We start from the raw sequence: 16,639 nt of genomic DNA, 5'->3' as shown, positions 1-16,639 counted from the left end.
GTTTATCTTCCTTCTAAATGTAACAATATTTACTTGAAAATCATACTTTATTGATCAGATTGGCTAAAATCTGAAAAACTTAGCTGTCTCTTAAATTGGGTAAGGCTACACTTTTAGGGAAAGCTACAAACCGACATGGTTAAGAGGGTGCTTGTACACCCGCAAGGTGAGGTTACAATAACACTCACTAAATGCCATGAGCATATACAACAAGTGTCCAATTTAGAAATATAGGTGGGATTGGTAACAACCATTCACTAAATGCAAAAAAATTATACAAAGGTCGGGCTTCCTTATTTTGATTTTTCAGCACTCTTTTAATAAAAAAGAGCCCCCAAATCCTTACCGAAATAAACTGATCGCTAGGATATTCGCAGCCGTCAATCGCGGGACACCATATGTCAACGTATACGGACACGCCTCCTAACTATTATTTTTTCCTTCAATATTACCCCCCCACAAAATGACGGGGTATATTGATAGGGAAAAATAATACACAATATTGATCAAATTTAATTTGGAAAATTCATAGAATACTAATACTGCTTTGCTTGGTGAAATATCATTTTTCCGTGAAAAACTCGTTGATTTCACTGAGCTGAACATACTTTTCCGTGAAAAAGGTGGTATGATTTCAGCTACTTTAAAACCAAAGTGCTTGTGTTTTTTGATGCCATGGAATAACGTAGGTCACCATCCTAATTATGTTTTTTAGTAAAAAATGATCCATTTTTACTGGGCTCACGATGCTTTTTAGTAAAAAACATGAGAATTTCCATAATTTAAAATTTGTCCAAATCTCCTATTCACAAAGGGATTTGCGAAGCAAAATAAACTAGTAGCGCCGCATTTGCGCGCTACCCTCTTGCTATTCATTATAATCAGTCCCTACTAGTCATAACTCATACTAACTAGCTCAAAAATTTCATGCTTAACGGGTGCTTTTTCACACATATCACAATTATCAATTGCTAACTATTTATAGCCTTGTCCATTTCTTTTTCTTTAAACCGCTCCAACAATCTGTCAATATCGTCACTTATTTTAGTCTCGACAATCCTTGCATATATTTGAGTAGTAGTAAGCTTAGAATGTCCTAGTAATTTAGAAACCGTTTCTATCGGTACGCCATTTGATAGCATTACGGTAGTTGCAAAAGTATGTCTGGCTACATGGAAAGTCATATGCTTATAAATTTTACACATTCCTGCGATCTCTTTCAGGTATTTATTGGTCTTTTGGTTGGAACTTAAGGGCAATAAAGAATCTTCAAAACCTGCACTATTTAAGCCACTATACTTTTCAATAATTTCTAATGCCTTAGGTAGTAACGGAACTTTAACAGACTCATTGGTTTTCTCCCTTTTTGTATAGATCCAATACCTCCCGTCGATACCCTGAACTATATTGCTTAAAGTAAGATCCTTTACATCCACATACGACAAGCCTGTATAGCAAGAAAAAACAAAACAATCTTTTACCCGTTCCAACCGCTGACTTTTAAACTCCGTTCCTTCTAACAATTTTAATTCCCTATTAGTTAAATAAGCTCTATCGTACTTGTTATACTTTAATTTAAACTGACTAAAGGGATTCTTTGGCATCCATTCCAACTTCACCGCCAAGTTCAGTATTTTCTTGAAGCGTTCCAGATGCTTCATAACGCCATTATTAGACATCATTAATTCCTGTTTGGAATTTTTATAATGACGTAGATAATACTCAAAATCGGTAATAAGCTCATAATTTAATTGTTTTAGGTAGATATCCTTTGTCCTTCGCTTCCTTTGTAAAAACTTATAAAGATACTTTTCGGTGGTATAATAATTCTTCATGGTTCCTGGTTTGAGTACCATTCCCATTTTATCATGATGATAAGTTATCAGCTCCCGAAGTGTTTTACTAGTATTGTCCTCTCCCAGGAAACGAGACTTAATTGCTTCAGAAGATATGAGAGCCTCTTCAGACAACAATTCCTTATAACAGTTTAATAGTTTACTAAAAACTTCATCTAAATAAGCATTTAAAGCCCTTGATGTCGATGAACTACCTCTTGCCCTACTCCTATGACTATCCCAATCTTTAAAGTGAATAGAGCGTTTTAAACTAATTTCTGAACGTTTACCACTAACAGTGATTCGTGCATAGATAGTAAGTTGATTTGGATTACTTCTTGATTTTCTGGTAAAGAAAATGACGGTAAAAGTCTGTTTTGATTTCATTTTTAATGACTTTAGGTTAACAATGATTTGTTAAATCGAAAGCCAAATCATACCCGAAAGTCCTTTAAAGATAGTACAATTCCAATGAAACATTGCACACCGAATTGCACACCTATTATATGATTTTAAATGATATCAAATGAATGCATAAAAAACAAAAAACACTGAAAATCAAAAGATTAACAGTGTTTTGTCGTGACCTATTTCTAGGTTCGTCGGGGTGGCAGGATTCGAACCTGCGACCTCCTCGTCCCAAACGAGGCGCGATAACCGGGCTACGCTACACCCCGAAAAAATTTCAATATGTTGGTATTAATTTAATAAGGATTTAAACCATACCCCCGAGTCATTTTCGGAGTGCAAATATAGTACATTAATCGATAAAAAAAACTTTTCTGTTTAGTTTTTAAGAGACATTATTTGTAATTTTCCAAAAAAGCTTGGTTATGAATAAATTCCACCAATATATCATTCTGGGAATTACCCTGGTATCTTGCGCCCAAAACAAGGACACCGAAATAAAAACACCTGAGAATATTAACTATAAAACTGAGTTGGTAGTCTCCGACCTCACCAACCCCTGGGGTATGGCATTTCTTCCCGATAATAGCATCCTGATCACCGAAAAATCAGGAGAATTAATTCATTTTAAAAACGGAGAAAAAACCATCATAAATAACACCCCTACCATATACAACCGAGGACAGGGAGGCTTATTAGATATCGCTCTGCACCCTGATTACAGTGAAAACGGATGGATCTACCTATCATACGCATCTGAAATGGGAGAAGGTTCCGGTGGAAATACCGCGATTTTAAGAGCCAAACTACAAGGGAATTCTTTAGTAGAAAATCAACTCTTATATAAAGCTGAACCAAACTCCACAAGAGGACAGCACTTTGGATCCAGAATTGAATTCGATAATCAAAATTACCTATATTTCTCCGTTGGAGACCGAGGTAACCGAGATGTAAACCCTCAGGATATTACCAGGGATGGCGGTAAAATATATCGCCTTAACGATGACGGTTCAATCCCTACTGACAATCCTTTCTATGAAGACCCTACCGCTAAAAAAGCAATATTCAGCTATGGCCATAGAAATCCACAGGGCATGATTAAACATCCGCAAACCGGTGAGATATGGACCCATGAGCATGGACCCCAAGGAGGTGATGAAATCAATATCATTAAAAAAGGCGCTAATTATGGTTGGCCCGTTATCAGCTATGGTATCAACTATGATGGTTCGTCCTTTACCGATATTACCGAAAAAGAAGGTATGGAACAACCCCTATACTATTGGGTACCTTCCATTGCCCCCTGCGGAATGGATTTTGTAACCTCCGATAAATATCCCGACTGGAAAGGTGACTTACTGGTAGGCTCCCTGAAATTCCAATACCTGGAGCGACTTATTCTTGAAAACAACGAAGTCGTACAAAGAATTAAACTCTTTGATGGTATCGGAAGACTGCGAAACGTAAAGCAAGCACCTGATGGATATATATATGTCGCCGTAGAAAACGAAGGCCTCTATAGAATTGTTCCTGAATAAATTATTTTTCAGCGTCTATAGCCGCCTTTACAGAGCCATATTTTTTCAGTAATGCAAGAGCACGGTCTTTATCAATATGCAATTCCTCCATAATAAAACGGGCACCACGATCAACTAATTTATTGTTGTTAAGTTGCATATTCACCATTTTATTACCCTCTACCCTGCCTATTTTAATCATTAAGGCCGTAGAGATCATATTTAAAACCAACTTCTGAGAAGTTCCACTCTTCATTCGCGTACTCCCCGTAACAAACTCTGGCCCTACGTTCACCTCGATAGGAATGTCTACCGATGTTGCCAAAGGAGAGCCCGGGTTATTGGTAATACACGCTGTTAAAATCCCATTCGCACGAGCATCTTTAACACCTCCTATAACGTATGGTGTAGTCCCGGAGGCTGCTATACCCACCACCACATCTTTAGCTGTAATACGATGCTCCTTAAGGTCAATCCAGGCTTGCTTGGTATCATCCTCTGCAAATTCTACAGCCTTCCTGATAGCTGTATCCCCTCCCGCAATCAAGCCAATGACCCTTTCATGAGGCAGTCCAAAGGTTGGTGGAATTTCAGAAGCGTCTAAAATCCCCAATCTACCACTGGTTCCGGCACCTATATAAAAGAGTCTGCCCCCATCTACAAATCTAATGGCCAGTTCATCAACCAGTTTAGATATGGCAGGAACCACCTCGCGAACAGCAAGTGCCACCTTTTGATCTTCATTATTCATATTCAGAAGAATATCATCAGTCGACATGTTCTCTAACTGATCATACAATGATGTTTGCTCCGTGATTTTATGGTATGCGCTCATGAAATATAAAATTAGATTCTTTTGTTACAAAGTTATAAATTTGAAGAAAGCACTTTAATAAATTTATTTTCCTTTGAAAAACACCTATCATGTTATCGGATTAATGTCCGGAACTTCACTCGACGGACTCGACTTGGCTTATTGCAAATTCAATAAAAATGACCAGCAATGGAGTTTTGAATTACTCAAAGGGAAAAGTATCGCCTATAAAGAAGCCTTTAAAGCCAAACTTAAAAACACAATAAACCTTCCGGCTTCAGAACTATTACACTTTAATAATCAATATGGAACCTGGTTGGGAAAACAAGTCGATTTGTTTATTAAAGACCATAACTTGTCAGTAGATTTTTTAGCAAGTCACGGACATACCGTTTTTCATCAAACCAACATAGGCCTAACCTATCAAATCGGTTCAGGGCAACACCTGGCCAATACATCGGGTATAAAAACCATCTGTGACTTTAGAACAAATGATGTAGCCTTGGGAGGTCAGGGCGCTCCTTTAGTACCAATTGGCGATGCACTCTTGTTCTCTGATTATAAGTTTTGTTTAAATCTCGGAGGAATTAGTAATATTTCTTTTAATGTTAATAATGAAAGAAATGCCTACGATATCGCTCCGGTAAATATGCTTCTTAATTACCTGACCAATAAGATCAACCTCGACTATGACAAAGGTGGAGCAATCGCAGCAAAAGGAAATCTAAATACCGAACTCCTCGAGAAACTGAATGCTTTGGAATTTTATAAATTACCATATCCCAAATCCCTGGGCTATGAATGGTTTTCAGAACAAGTGTTGCCCATAGTGGAAAGCGTTAATGACACCTTTGAAAACCTCCTTAACACCGCCGTACATCATATTACCGATCAAATTGCCAAATCGATAAACATGATAAAATATACCCCAAAGCCTAAACTTTTAATTACCGGTGGAGGAGCAAAAAATAGCTTTTTAATTGAGGTATTAGCAAAGAAACTACCCCGGGTAGATATTGTCGTTCCAGACGAAAATATAATAGATTTTAAAGAAGCAATTATATTCGCCTTTATGGGCGTTTTAAGAGACCTTAATGAAATAAATTGCCTGAAATCAGTAACCGGGGCTCGTAAAGACTCCAGTTCAGGAGTTATCTTTTACCCGAGCTAATTATTAACCTCATTTTTTTACATTTGCAAAAACAAAACACTTTATGCTCATCATAGGTATTGCTGGAGGGACAGGTTGTGGAAAAACAACGGTTGTAAATCAAATTATTAATGAATTACCGGAAAATGAAGTCGGAGTTATTTCACAAGACTCTTATTACCAGGACACCTCGCATTTGTCTTACGATGAACGTACTAAAATAAATTTTGACCATCCAAGAGCAATCGATTTCGGTCTCTTGGTACAACATCTGAAAGAACTTAAAGAAAATAAACCTGTACATCAACCTGTATATTCTTTTGTTAAACATAACAGAACCCAGGACACCATACTTACCCACCCCAGAAAGGTTATGATTGTTGAAGGAATTCTTATCTTAACCAACAAAGAGCTAAGAGATATGTTCGATATAAAAATATTTGTACATGCAGACTCTGATGAAAGACTCATCCGTAGAATAAAAAGAGATATTAATGAACGAGGCAGAGATATTGAGGAAGTCCTTACGCGCTATCAAACAACACTAAAACCAATGCATCAGCAATTTATTGAACCAACCAAAGAATATGCTGATATTATAATTCCAAACAATAAATACAACACCGTAGCTGTTGATATTGTACGTACAATCATTAATGAGCGTATTTCATTATAAGAACACGGTAATACTTGAACACAGTGAAGTTTAAAAAGTTAAAAAATAAAAAGTGGTTTTCATTCGTAAGTAACATTTATGTACTTATACTTACCGTCTTTGTAATATGGATGCTATTTTTTGACGCAAATTCACTTTTGACACATATTGAACTTCAACAGGAAATTAATAAATTAGAGAAACAGAAGGAACACTTGCAAAAAGAGATTGCAAAAGATAAGAAGACTATAAATAAGCTTAAAAACGAACAAGAGCTGGAACGCTTCGGAAGAGAAGAGTATTATTTAAAAAAGGATAACGAAGAAATTTATATCATTGAAAATGCAGACAGCCTGAAAAAATAAAGCCCTGGTAAGGCTTGAGAAGGTTAAAAACACCTTCCTCCTGAAGTATCGTTCAACAGTATAGTCGACCTATCACAAACCATTAACACACACAACTAATGAGTAAAAAACTTTTTAACGAGTTTAGTGAGATAACTTCTAAAGAGTGGAAACAAAAAATACAGTTCGATCTTAAAGGTGCTGATTACAACGAAACTTTAATTTGGAATACCCCTGAAGGGATTGATGTAAAACCCTTTTATCACGCTGAAGATTTTGATCAGCTCCCTCCCACTTCGAATACAGATGTTACCAACTGGAATATAGGTCAAAAAATATATGCTGGCAATGAAAAATTAGCCAACGAAAAGGCGCTGGACATAATTGAAAGAGGCGCAGAAAGCCTGATCTTTACAATTCCATCGAAAGATATTGATTTTGATTTACTCCTTCAAAATATCAACTTAAGATCAATACCTGTTTATTTGGAGTTTGAATTCTTGTCCGTCGATGCGATTAAAAAGTTAAAGTCCTTTATCTCCGGAAAAGAAACTCAGATTTATCTCAATATTGATATCATTGGACACCTTGCCAAAACAGGAAACTGGTATCAAAACTTAAAGAATGATTTTAATACCCTTGAAGAGATTCTAACCATAAGCAAGGGCGTTTTTAAAAGTACGATTAATGTAAATCTGTCTTTATATCAGAATGCTGGTGCGAACATGGTTCAACAACTCGCATATACCCTGGCACATGCAAATGAATATTTAAACCGATTTCCTCAGGAAACAATTACGTTTAATACAGCCATAGGCAGTAACTACTTTTTTGAAATTGCCAAACTAAAAGCGCTCAGATTATTATGGTTGTCACTTGCTCCGGAATACAATAATCAATCGGAATGCCATATTATAGCTACGCCTTCAAAACGTAACAAAACCCTATACGATTACAATGTAAACATGCTGCGAACCACTACAGAATGCATGAGCGCTGTATTAGGAGGAGCAAATATGATTTATAATGCACCCTACGACAATATTTATCATAAGGATAATGAATTTGGGGAACGCATAGCAAGAAACCAACTCCTCATCCTTAAATCGGAAAGTTATTTTAATAAAGTCTCAAACCCTGCAGACGGGACTTATTACATCGAAAGCATTACGGATCAATTAGCTGAAAAAGCACTTGATTTATTTAAACAGATTGAAACAAGCGGCGGATTTTTAAAACAACTTAAAAACCATACCATTCAGAAAAAAATAAAAGAAGCTGCAGAAACAGAAGAAAACCTGTTTATCAATAATAAGGAAACTCTAATTGGCACCAATAAATATCAGAATCCGGAAGATCAAATGAAAAATGATCTTGAACTATATCCGTTCATGAAAAGACAACCCGGTAAAACTTTAATTGAACCCATTCTGGAAAAAAGATTGGCCGAAGCCCTGGAGCAGGAAAGATTAAAATCAGAAGCCTGATAGAATTCTATAAATAAAAAATTCTGTATCAACCACACACTAAAACAATGAGCAGAAAAGACATTCAACATATCACTATAAAAAAGGCTGCCAAACGCAAAGAAGTAGCCTACACTCCATTTAAAACTGCGGAAGGAATAGGAATTAAAAGCACCTACACCCCTGAAGATATTAAAGAGCTGGAGCATATTAATTTTGCTGCTGGAACCCCCCCTTATCTGAGAGGACCATACTCCACCATGTACGTAAGGAGACCATGGACGATCAGACAATATGCAGGGTTCTCCACTGCAGAAGAAAGCAATGCTTTTTATAGAAGGAACCTGGCGGCAGGTCAAAAAGGACTTTCAGTAGCTTTCGATTTGGCTACCCACAGAGGATACGATTCAGACCACGAAAGAGTGGTGGGTGATGTCGGGAAAGCAGGAGTTGCCATAGACACCGTAGAAGATATGAAAATTCTCTTCGATCAAATCCCTTTGGATAAAATGTCCGTGTCCATGACCATGAATGGAGCTGTATTGCCGATAATGGCCTTCTATATTGTGGCAGCAGAAGAACAAGGTGTAAAGCCTGAATTACTTTCCGGAACCATACAAAATGACATCCTGAAAGAGTTCATGGTTAGAAATACGTATATATACCCACCCAAACACTCCATGAAAGTCATTGCTGATATATTTGAATTTACCAGCAAAAACATGCCTAAATTCAACAGTATCAGTATTTCGGGATACCACATGCAAGAAGCTGGGGCAACCGCGGATATTGAATTGGCTTATACCTTGGCTGATGGTTTGGAATATATAAGAACCGGACTTAAAGCGGGTATGAACATTGACAAGTTCGCTCCTCGCCTATCCTTTTTCTGGGCGATCGGAATGAATCACTTTATGGAAATTGCCAAAATGAGGGCAGGAAGAATGCTATGGGCTAAACTGGTAAAACAATTCAACCCGGAAAACCCTAAATCACTGGCTTTAAGAACTCATTGCCAAACAAGTGGCTGGAGCTTAACAGAGCAAGATCCTTTTAATAATGTGGCAAGAACATGTATCGAAGCCGCTGCTGCAGCATTCGGCGGAACACAAAGCCTACATACCAATGCCCTGGATGAAGCCATTGCGCTTCCAACCGATTTTTCTGCTCGTATTGCCAGAAATACTCAACTATTCCTCCAGGAAGAAACTAAAATTACTAAGACGGTAGATCCTTGGGCCGGAAGTTATTTTATAGAAAATCTAACAGACCAAATAGCACGTAAAGCCTGGAAGCTCATAGAAGAAGTTGAAGAATTAGGAGGTATGACCAAAGCTATAGAGGCAGGTATCCCTAAAATGAGAATTGAAGAGGCTGCCGCTCGGAAACAGGCACGTATTGATAGCGGTCAAGACATCATCGTTGGGGTTAATAAATTTAGGCTGGAACAAGAGGATCCGCTGCAAATTTTGGAGGTTGATAACCAAGAGGTAAGAAGACAGCAAATTGAACGTCTTAACCAGCTAAAACAACAGAGAGATAATGATGCTGTAATTGCTGCACTCGAAGAATTAACCGATTGCACAGAAACAGGCAACGGAAATTTACTAGCTTTGGCAATAGATGCTGCAAGAAAAAGAGCTTCATTAGGCGAGATCAGCGATGCGCTTGAAAAAGTATATGGGAGATATAAAGCTAAAATTCAATCTACTAGCGGAGTGTACAGTAAAGAAATAAAAAACGACGAAAGCTTCGAACGAGCTCGGCAATTAGCAGATAAATTTGCTGAAATAGAAGGCCGTAGACCACGTATTATGATAGCAAAGATGGGGCAAGACGGACACGATAGAGGCGCTAAAGTAGTAGCTACCGGTTATGCAGACCTTGGGTTCGACGTCGATATAGGCCCCTTATTTCAAACCCCTCAGGAAGCAGCAAAACAAGCCGTTGAAAATGATGTGCATGTGCTGGGAGTTTCATCCCTGGCAGCAGGTCATAAAACATTGGTTCCTCAGGTTATCAGCGAACTAAAAAAATACGGTCGTGATGATATCATGGTCATTGTTGGAGGTGTAATACCACAACAAGATTACCAGTTCCTTTTCGATGAGGGCGCAGTAGCCGTTTTTGGACCTGGTACTAAAATTAGTGATGCAGCCATAAAAATCCTTGAAATTCTCATAGACTAACCTCCTGTTTTTCACAGGAGATTGAGAAAATAATTTTTTTACAATAATAATTAAGACAATTTTGTCCTTTTAATGTTTTGTTTATACCTTTGTCCAGATCTTTTAATTGAATCTTTGGAAAAAATAGCCCGTTGAAACAGCTACCAAAGTAAACAACAATTAGATCGTTAAAGACCGTACAAATTTTTTTACCAATAAACAGGATAAATTTATCCTAAATAATGTATTACTATGAACAGAGAACGTAAACTATGGATTGGATTTGCATTGGTGATGCTAATTTCCTTTAGTGTACTTGGCTACTACGGCTATCAGATTTATCAGGAATCACCCCCTATTCCTAAACTAATTGTTTCAGAAAACAACGAGGTCATCTTTACTCAAGAAGACATTAAAGACGGTCAGAATATCTGGCAAAGTATTGGTGGGCAAGAAGTGGGTTCAATATGGGGTCATGGCGCGTATGTCGCCCCAGACTGGACAGCCGATTGGTTACATCGCGAAGCACTATTTATTTTAAATAAGTATGCTCAAAATGATTTTCAAACTAATTATGATGAGTTAAACCCTGAACAACAAGCTGCTTTAAAAATACGTTTACAAAACAACCTCCGACCAAACACTTACGATGAATCAACACAAACAATTACGGTCTCAGAAGAGCGTGTAGAAGCAATAAAACATCTGAGTGATTACTACAAAGGACTATTTACAAACGACCCCAAGTTCAATCAACTAAGAAAAGACTATGCCATCCCAATAAACAGCATTTCAGATGAAACAAAAATGTCTAAAATGAATGCTTTTTTCTTTTGGGCCACCTGGGCTACAGTAACCGAACGTCCCGGCAGCAATATTTCCTACACCCACAATTGGCCCGCCGACGAACTCGTTGGTAACAAACCTACCCGAGACCTGCTGGCATGGTCCGGGGTTAGTATTATACTGTTAATACTATGCATAGGTATTATGGTATTCTACCATGTAAAATCAGGTGAAGATGAAAATATACCTGCTCCTGCTGAAGATCCATTACTAAAACAGGGAATTACGCCATCCATGAAATTGGTTAAAAAATATTTCTGGATTGTGAGTTTACTCATGGTACTACAAATGGTCTTAGGTATTGTAACTGCTCATTACGGCGTTGAAGGCGATGGATTTTATGGAATTCCATTAGACCAGATCCTACCGTACTCCATCTCCAGAACATGGCATACACAATTAGCTATTTTCTGGATCGCCACGGCATGGTTAGCTACAGGACTTTATATAGCTCCCGCCGTTTCAGGTAAAGACCCTAAATTTCAAACATTCGGAATCAACTTTTTATTCATAGCGCTATTAGTTATAGTCTTAGGCTCTATGGCCGGACAATGGATGGGCGTCATGCAAAAGCTAAATCTGGTTGATAACTTTTGGTTTGGACATCAGGGATATGAATATGTCGACCTAGGCAGATTTTGGCAAATATTCCTTCTTATCGGTCTCTTCTTATGGCTAGCGCTAATGACCAGACCATTAATCCCTGTCTTGAAGAAAAAAACAAAAGAAAAGAACCTCATCATCATGTTCTTGATATCCTGTACAGCAATAGCTTCTTTCTACGCAGCCGGACTCATGTGGGGAAGACAAACAAACATAGCCATCGCCGAATACTGGAGATGGTGGGTGGTACACCTTTGGGTAGAAGGTTTCTTTGAAGTATTTGCAACCGTGGTTATTGCGTTCTTATTCGTTCGTCTGGGACTCCTTAAAACAAAAACGGCTACACTTAATGTGCTATTAGCGACCATTATATTCATGTCAGGAGGAATTTTAGGAACCTTTCATCACCTGTACTTTACCGGAACCCCTACTGCTGTTATGGCACTGGGAGCAACCTTTAGCGCCCTGGAAATCGTACCCTTAACACTTATTGGTTATGAGGCTTACCATAATTATAAACTATCCAAAGCCACAAAATGGCTGGAAGATTATAAATGGCCTATTTACTTTATGATTGCCGTAGCATTCTGGAACTTCCTGGGAGCAGGTATCTTTGGTTTTATTATTAATCCTCCTATAGCCCTATACTATGTCCAGGGACTAAACACAACACCACTGCATGGTCATACCGCATTATTTGGAGTCTATGGCATGCTAGGTATCGGATTAATGCTATTTGTTCTGAGAAGTTTATATCGAAACATTCAGTGGAATGATAAACTGCTAAAAATTAGCTTCTGGTCACTTAATATTGGGCTCTTAGCCATGGCTTTACTAAGCCTGCTCCCTATTGGAGTCTGGCAAGCCATAGAAAGTATAGAACACGGAATGTGGTATGCCCGATCTGCAGAACTTCTCCAACACCCGACAATGAACATTTTAAAATGGATGCGTTCTGTAGGAGATATCATTTTTGCAGTAGGGATGGTAGCCACATGTTGGTTTGTATTTCAATTAACATTAAAAAATAAAAAGATTAGATCATGAAAACATTAGTAAACAAACAAATCGGAGAATATGTCGCAGAAGATTACAGAACCGCCGCAGTATTCTCAAAATACGGAATTGATTTTTGTTGCAGAGGAAACAGAACAATTAACGAAGTATGCACAAAAAAAGGCATCGATCAGGATATACTCATACATAGCTTAAATGAAGTGCTTAAAAACAAATCTGGCGAATCAATTGATTATAGGTCATGGCCATTGGATTTGCTTATTGACTATATTGAAAAAAAACATCACAGATATGTTGAGCAAACCATTCCGGTTCTTTTACAATATCTGGATAAATTAAGACGAGTTCATGGTGAACGTCATCCTGAATTATTTGATGTTTACAAACTCTTTTCAGGTTCAGCCGGAGATTTAGCCCAACACATGAAAAAAGAGGAATTAGTGTTATTTCCTTTTGTGAAAAAAATGGTCAAAGCTCAACTTACCGGCGAAGCTATCGAAGCTCCTCATTTTGGAACCGTAGGGAACCCGATTGAAATGATGAAACATGAACACGATAATGAAGGAGTACGTTTTAGGGAAATTGCTAAAATAACAGATAATTACACACCCCCAGCAGATGCATGTAACACCTACAAGGTTGCTTTTAAAATGCTTGATGAATTTGAAAAAGATTTACATCTGCATATACATTTAGAAAATAATATTTTATTCCCAGCGGCTACAAAACTTGAAAAGCTGTTCGCAGCAGAGGCTTGAATTTGATTGGTTTTAACTAATCCGGAGGGAATATTAGTAGTTCCCTCCGGATTTTATATTTTGAATAAGTACCTTTATCTGTTAAACCGTTGTTTTCCATGTTAAAAAAACTGACTGTAGTTTGTCTAATTAATTTTTTAATCGCTGCCTTAATGGGACTAACAATGCGCTTGGCATTTATATCCCCTCTTAACATTAACTATCGATTTCTGACACATGGGCATTCTCATGTCGCCATGTTGGGATGGGTATACTTAATGCTGTTTACGTTTATTGTCCATTTTTATATTCCGAATCCTAAAAAAGTTTACGGAAGACTATTTTGGTTAACTGAGATATCAGTAATAGGAATGATGATTAGTTTCCCGTTACAAGGGTATGCGGCAATTTCTATAAGTTTTTCGACCCTTCATATTTTTTGCAGTTACTTTTTTGTATATCGCATTTGGAAAGATCTGGGTGCAAAACCTTTTTTTAGTATTAAACTCTTAAAAACCGCTCTTATTTTTATGCTCATCTCAACCATTGGGGTTTGGTGCCTGGGTCCTGCAATGGTTATAGCCGGCCCTTCATCACCATGGTACCAGATAGCGATACAATTCTTTTTACATTTTCAGTTTAATGGCTGGTTTCTAATTGCCGTACTGGCACTTTTAATAAAACAGTTTGAAAAACTGGGACTACTGATAGACAATCACAACTTCAAAAAATTTTATCAACTATTGATAATCGCTACAATTTGTACAATATCATTACCCGTAAGCTGGTACTTAAAACATGTAATATTTAGCTGGATAAATGGCTTGGGGGTAATCCTGCAACTTGGGGCATTAGGGTATTTCATCAAATTCATGAGACCATTGTTAAAAGCCTTTTGGCTACGTACAAACTTAATAGCTAAGCATGGGTTGCGCTTTGCCTTAGCATGTTTTGTGCTTAAAATAATTATTCAATCCTTCTCTCTTATCCCCGAGATTGCCAGTATTTCTTTTCAGATTAAAAATTTTGTTATAGGGTTCATTCACCTAACCATGCTTGGAGTGATTACAGGTTTTTTATTCGCCTTTATGCCACAAACAAACCTTATTCGTAATACGCTGAAATGGTTCGGTTTTGGGTTTTATCTTTTTTTATATGGCTTTTTAGGTACCGAACTTATTTTATTTATCCAAGGGGTACTATTCTATCTTCAGATAGGTTTAATTGATTCATATTACCAAATTTTATTTGTCTTGAGTAGTTTCTTACCCGCCGGCATTTTTTGTATTCTTGTGGGAGTCTATAAAAATAAAATTAACAACAATGAAACGACAACCATTAAAACGACATAAGGCATTGCAACCACTTAGTCGGGAACATCATCAAGGATTACTGTTAGCATGGAAGATCAGAAATGGATTTCAAAAAGGAGTCTCACCGAAACGAATTAAAGTTTACGCAGACTGGTTTTATGAAAATCACTTGATTCCACATTTTAAAATAGAAGAAAATTATATCTTCCCTTTACTCGGATCTGAACATGAGTACATCGATAGAGCCATGGCAGATCATCAAGAATTACACCTGTTATTTGAACAAGAATACGATCTTGACAATGTACTTCATCGTATTGAACAAAAACTCGAGGAACACATTCGTTTTGAAGAACGTATCCTCTTCCCTGAAATTCAAAAAACCACCGATGAAGAAGAAATGAATAAAATTGAAAAAATTCATCATGAGATGCCCTTTCAAGACAATCCCGATGATGAATTTTGGAAATAATAGCTGCGTCTAATTAATTTTTGGCGGTATTAAATATAGTAGGGTTGAAATTAACACTTATCCACGCCCAATTTTGAGTGTTGCCAGAATCTCCGCCCTTTAAAAGCTCCATAGAATCACTTCCGAACATCTGTGAATATCCAAGTGCTAACCCAATATTTTTATGCACTTTGTAATTAGCCACCAAATCTACCTCTGTACCTAAATAATTATCGGCTTCCGAAACACCATCAAGAATAGTACCTGCCGACCAGAATAAATGTGGCTGAACCGAAATATCAAATCTATCTCTTTTATAGAAAATCTTAGCATACACATCAGTAAGCCCCACCGAATTAATATGATTTCCTACATAGAAATAATCCATAAATCCATTAAAAGCATGATTCGTCCCAAATAACGGGTTAAATGCATTATTATCACCTGAAGTATCATCCATGTCATTCCCTGAAAGATATTCACCTCCCAAACCTGCAATCCATGTATTTGTAATATTCCAATAGATATTGGTACAAAAGTTAAAAGCACTTACATCGGCATCATTGCGTTCTCCAAACTGACCATAAGCACCCAAATCACCATACCACGAGTCATATTTAAACTTATAAAATCCTCCCACTGTTTGCATATACTGTGTGGTTCGATCCCCGGAAGTGTTTTCTTCAAATTCAAATCCGGTATTTAAGGCAAGTAAACTTAATTGCGAAGAAGTAAAGTCTGTATGATACCATAACAATTGCATATTTTTAAAATTATTCAAGGTATAAGGAGTCTCCACTACAACCTCAGCTTCAGAACTTACGGAAAGAGCAAAATCTAACCTGCTTTTTTCGTTGGGTTTGAATGTAGTAAGAAAAGCATCATGTGAACGCCCTTGCTGCGCCCAGTCAACAGCCCCTAAAATCCTTTGGTTATCATATGACAATCGCTGACGCCCCAGTTTAAAACTCCATTTATCATTCATACGATAAATACCATAAGCCTCATAAACCATTACATTGTTTTGATCAGTAGAAGTCAAAGTAGGTACATCTCCCCAAACCCTTATATTTTGTAAGGATAATTTTAATTCGATTTGTTCTTGCTTGAAACCAAAATTTATTCTTGATCGTTGAGAAACAAGAGAAGTAGAATTTTGATCATCAGAAAGCAATGTTTTAAAACCATTTCTATATTCAAAACGAGGTCTTAATTGTATATCAGTCTTAAATTCTTGGGCAAAAAGCATGTGAGAGAACACACAAAAAACAAGAAGGGTAGCTATTTTTTTCATATATATCAATTTTACAATCAA

Annotated in this window: 13 protein-coding genes and 1 tRNA gene; 10 read left to right on the top strand and 4 right to left on the bottom strand. The window is 37.2% G+C overall.

What is annotated here, in order from left to right; all coding sequences use genetic code 11:
• Positions 1 to 971: 971 nt before the first annotated feature.
• Together P278_RS02555 and P278_RS02550 are read right to left on the bottom strand one after the other, a co-directional pair.
• Positions 972 to 2,222 (bottom strand): site-specific integrase, encoded by a 1,251-nt coding sequence (locus tag P278_RS02555; RefSeq protein WP_038261687.1) that lies wholly within the window; start codon positions 2,220 to 2,222, stop codon positions 972 to 974.
• A gap of 215 nt (positions 2,223 to 2,437) precedes the next feature.
• Positions 2,438 to 2,512: transfer RNA gene (locus P278_RS02550), tRNA-Pro, on the bottom strand.
• A 156-nt stretch (positions 2,513 to 2,668) separates the two neighbouring features.
• Between P278_RS02550 and P278_RS02545 the strand changes: the two genes are divergently transcribed.
• Positions 2,669 to 3,781, top strand: a complete 1,113-nt coding sequence (locus tag P278_RS02545) for a PQQ-dependent sugar dehydrogenase (protein ID WP_038261684.1) — start codon at positions 2,669 to 2,671, stop codon at positions 3,779 to 3,781.
• A 1-nt stretch (position 3,782) separates the two neighbouring features.
• Here the strand turns inward: P278_RS02545 and murQ are convergent, their stop codons facing one another.
• Positions 3,783 to 4,595, bottom strand: coding sequence for an N-acetylmuramic acid 6-phosphate etherase (murQ, locus tag P278_RS02540; protein ID WP_038261682.1), 813 nt, complete (start codon positions 4,593 to 4,595; stop codon positions 3,783 to 3,785).
• Between the two features lie 73 nt (positions 4,596 to 4,668).
• Between murQ and P278_RS02535 the strand changes: the two genes are divergently transcribed.
• The 9 genes from P278_RS02535 (at position 4,669) to P278_RS02495 (ending at position 15,345) form a co-directional block, all read left to right on the top strand.
• The gene (locus P278_RS02535; RefSeq protein WP_082436064.1) at positions 4,669 to 5,745 is read left to right on the top strand and encodes an anhydro-N-acetylmuramic acid kinase; all 1,077 of its coding nucleotides are present in this window, start codon (positions 4,669 to 4,671) and stop codon (positions 5,743 to 5,745) included.
• 43 nt (positions 5,746 to 5,788) lie between these two features.
• Positions 5,789 to 6,400, top strand: coding sequence for a uridine kinase (gene udk, locus P278_RS02530; protein WP_038261677.1), 612 nt, complete (start codon positions 5,789 to 5,791; stop codon positions 6,398 to 6,400).
• Between the two features lie 23 nt (positions 6,401 to 6,423).
• Positions 6,424 to 6,744 carry an FtsB family cell division protein gene (locus P278_RS02525; protein ID WP_038261675.1) on the top strand — a complete coding sequence of 107 codons (321 nt, stop codon included), beginning with the start codon at positions 6,424 to 6,426 and terminating at the stop codon, positions 6,742 to 6,744.
• 98 nt (positions 6,745 to 6,842) lie between these two features.
• Positions 6,843 to 8,210 carry a methylmalonyl-CoA mutase subunit beta gene (locus P278_RS02520; RefSeq protein ID WP_038261673.1) on the top strand — a complete coding sequence of 456 codons (1,368 nt, stop codon included), beginning with the start codon at positions 6,843 to 6,845 and terminating at the stop codon, positions 8,208 to 8,210.
• Between the two features lie 47 nt (positions 8,211 to 8,257).
• Complete coding sequence (gene scpA, locus P278_RS02515; protein WP_038261670.1) at positions 8,258 to 10,378, top strand: methylmalonyl-CoA mutase; 2,121 nt, start codon at positions 8,258 to 8,260, stop codon at positions 10,376 to 10,378.
• A 231-nt stretch (positions 10,379 to 10,609) separates the two neighbouring features.
• Positions 10,610 to 12,853 carry a nitric-oxide reductase large subunit gene (locus P278_RS02510; RefSeq protein WP_038261668.1) on the top strand — a complete coding sequence of 748 codons (2,244 nt, stop codon included), beginning with the start codon at positions 10,610 to 10,612 and terminating at the stop codon, positions 12,851 to 12,853.
• The gene (ric, locus tag P278_RS02505) at positions 12,850 to 13,581 is read left to right on the top strand and encodes an iron-sulfur cluster repair di-iron protein (protein ID WP_038261664.1); all 732 of its coding nucleotides are present in this window, start codon (positions 12,850 to 12,852) and stop codon (positions 13,579 to 13,581) included. The genes P278_RS02510 and ric overlap by 4 nt, the downstream gene beginning before the upstream one ends.
• A gap of 98 nt (positions 13,582 to 13,679) precedes the next feature.
• A complete protein-coding gene (locus P278_RS02500; protein WP_038261661.1) occupies positions 13,680 to 14,912 on the top strand; it encodes a hypothetical protein in 1,233 nt (410 codons plus the stop codon).
• Positions 14,884 to 15,345 carry a hemerythrin domain-containing protein gene (locus P278_RS02495; protein WP_038261659.1) on the top strand — a complete coding sequence of 154 codons (462 nt, stop codon included), beginning with the start codon at positions 14,884 to 14,886 and terminating at the stop codon, positions 15,343 to 15,345. Before P278_RS02500 ends, P278_RS02495 begins: the two co-directional genes overlap by 29 nt.
• 13 nt (positions 15,346 to 15,358) lie before the next feature.
• Here P278_RS02495 and P278_RS02490 read toward each other — a convergent pair whose 3' ends face one another.
• Positions 15,359 to 16,618 carry an alginate export family protein gene (locus tag P278_RS02490; RefSeq protein WP_038261654.1) on the bottom strand — a complete coding sequence of 420 codons (1,260 nt, stop codon included), beginning with the start codon at positions 16,616 to 16,618 and terminating at the stop codon, positions 15,359 to 15,361.
• Between the last annotated feature and the right edge of the window lie 21 nt (positions 16,619 to 16,639).

The sequence above is a fragment of the Zhouia amylolytica AD3 genome (genome assembly GCF_000511935.2).
GTDB lineage: Bacteria > Bacteroidota > Bacteroidia > Flavobacteriales > Flavobacteriaceae > Zhouia > Zhouia amylolytica.
The sequence above is the reverse complement of the archived record's forward strand: the minus strand, read 5'-3'. Positions and strand labels throughout refer to the sequence as shown.

Bases quoted from the DNA above. Each gene is read 5' to 3' on its own strand.
- scpA (WP_038261670.1), top strand. From the start codon at position 8,258: ATGAGCAGAAAAGACATTCAACATATCACTATAAAAAAGGCTGCCAAA.
- udk (WP_038261677.1), top strand. From the start codon at position 5,789: ATGCTCATCATAGGTATTGCTGGAGGGACAGGTTGTGGAAAAACAACG.
- ric (WP_038261664.1), top strand. From the start codon at position 12,850: ATGAAAACATTAGTAAACAAACAAATCGGAGAATATGTCGCAGAAGAT.
- P278_RS02555 (WP_038261687.1), bottom strand. From the start codon at position 2,222: ATGAAATCAAAACAGACTTTTACCGTCATTTTCTTTACCAGAAAATCA.
- P278_RS02500 (WP_038261661.1), top strand. From the start codon at position 13,680: ATGTTAAAAAAACTGACTGTAGTTTGTCTAATTAATTTTTTAATCGCT.
- P278_RS02495 (WP_038261659.1), top strand. From the start codon at position 14,884: ATGAAACGACAACCATTAAAACGACATAAGGCATTGCAACCACTTAGT.
- P278_RS02545 (WP_038261684.1), top strand. From the start codon at position 2,669: ATGAATAAATTCCACCAATATATCATTCTGGGAATTACCCTGGTATCT.
- murQ (WP_038261682.1), bottom strand. From the start codon at position 4,595: ATGAGCGCATACCATAAAATCACGGAGCAAACATCATTGTATGATCAG.
- P278_RS02520 (WP_038261673.1), top strand. From the start codon at position 6,843: ATGAGTAAAAAACTTTTTAACGAGTTTAGTGAGATAACTTCTAAAGAG.
- P278_RS02510 (WP_038261668.1), top strand. From the start codon at position 10,610: ATGAACAGAGAACGTAAACTATGGATTGGATTTGCATTGGTGATGCTA.
- P278_RS02490 (WP_038261654.1), bottom strand. From the start codon at position 16,618: ATGAAAAAAATAGCTACCCTTCTTGTTTTTTGTGTGTTCTCTCACATG.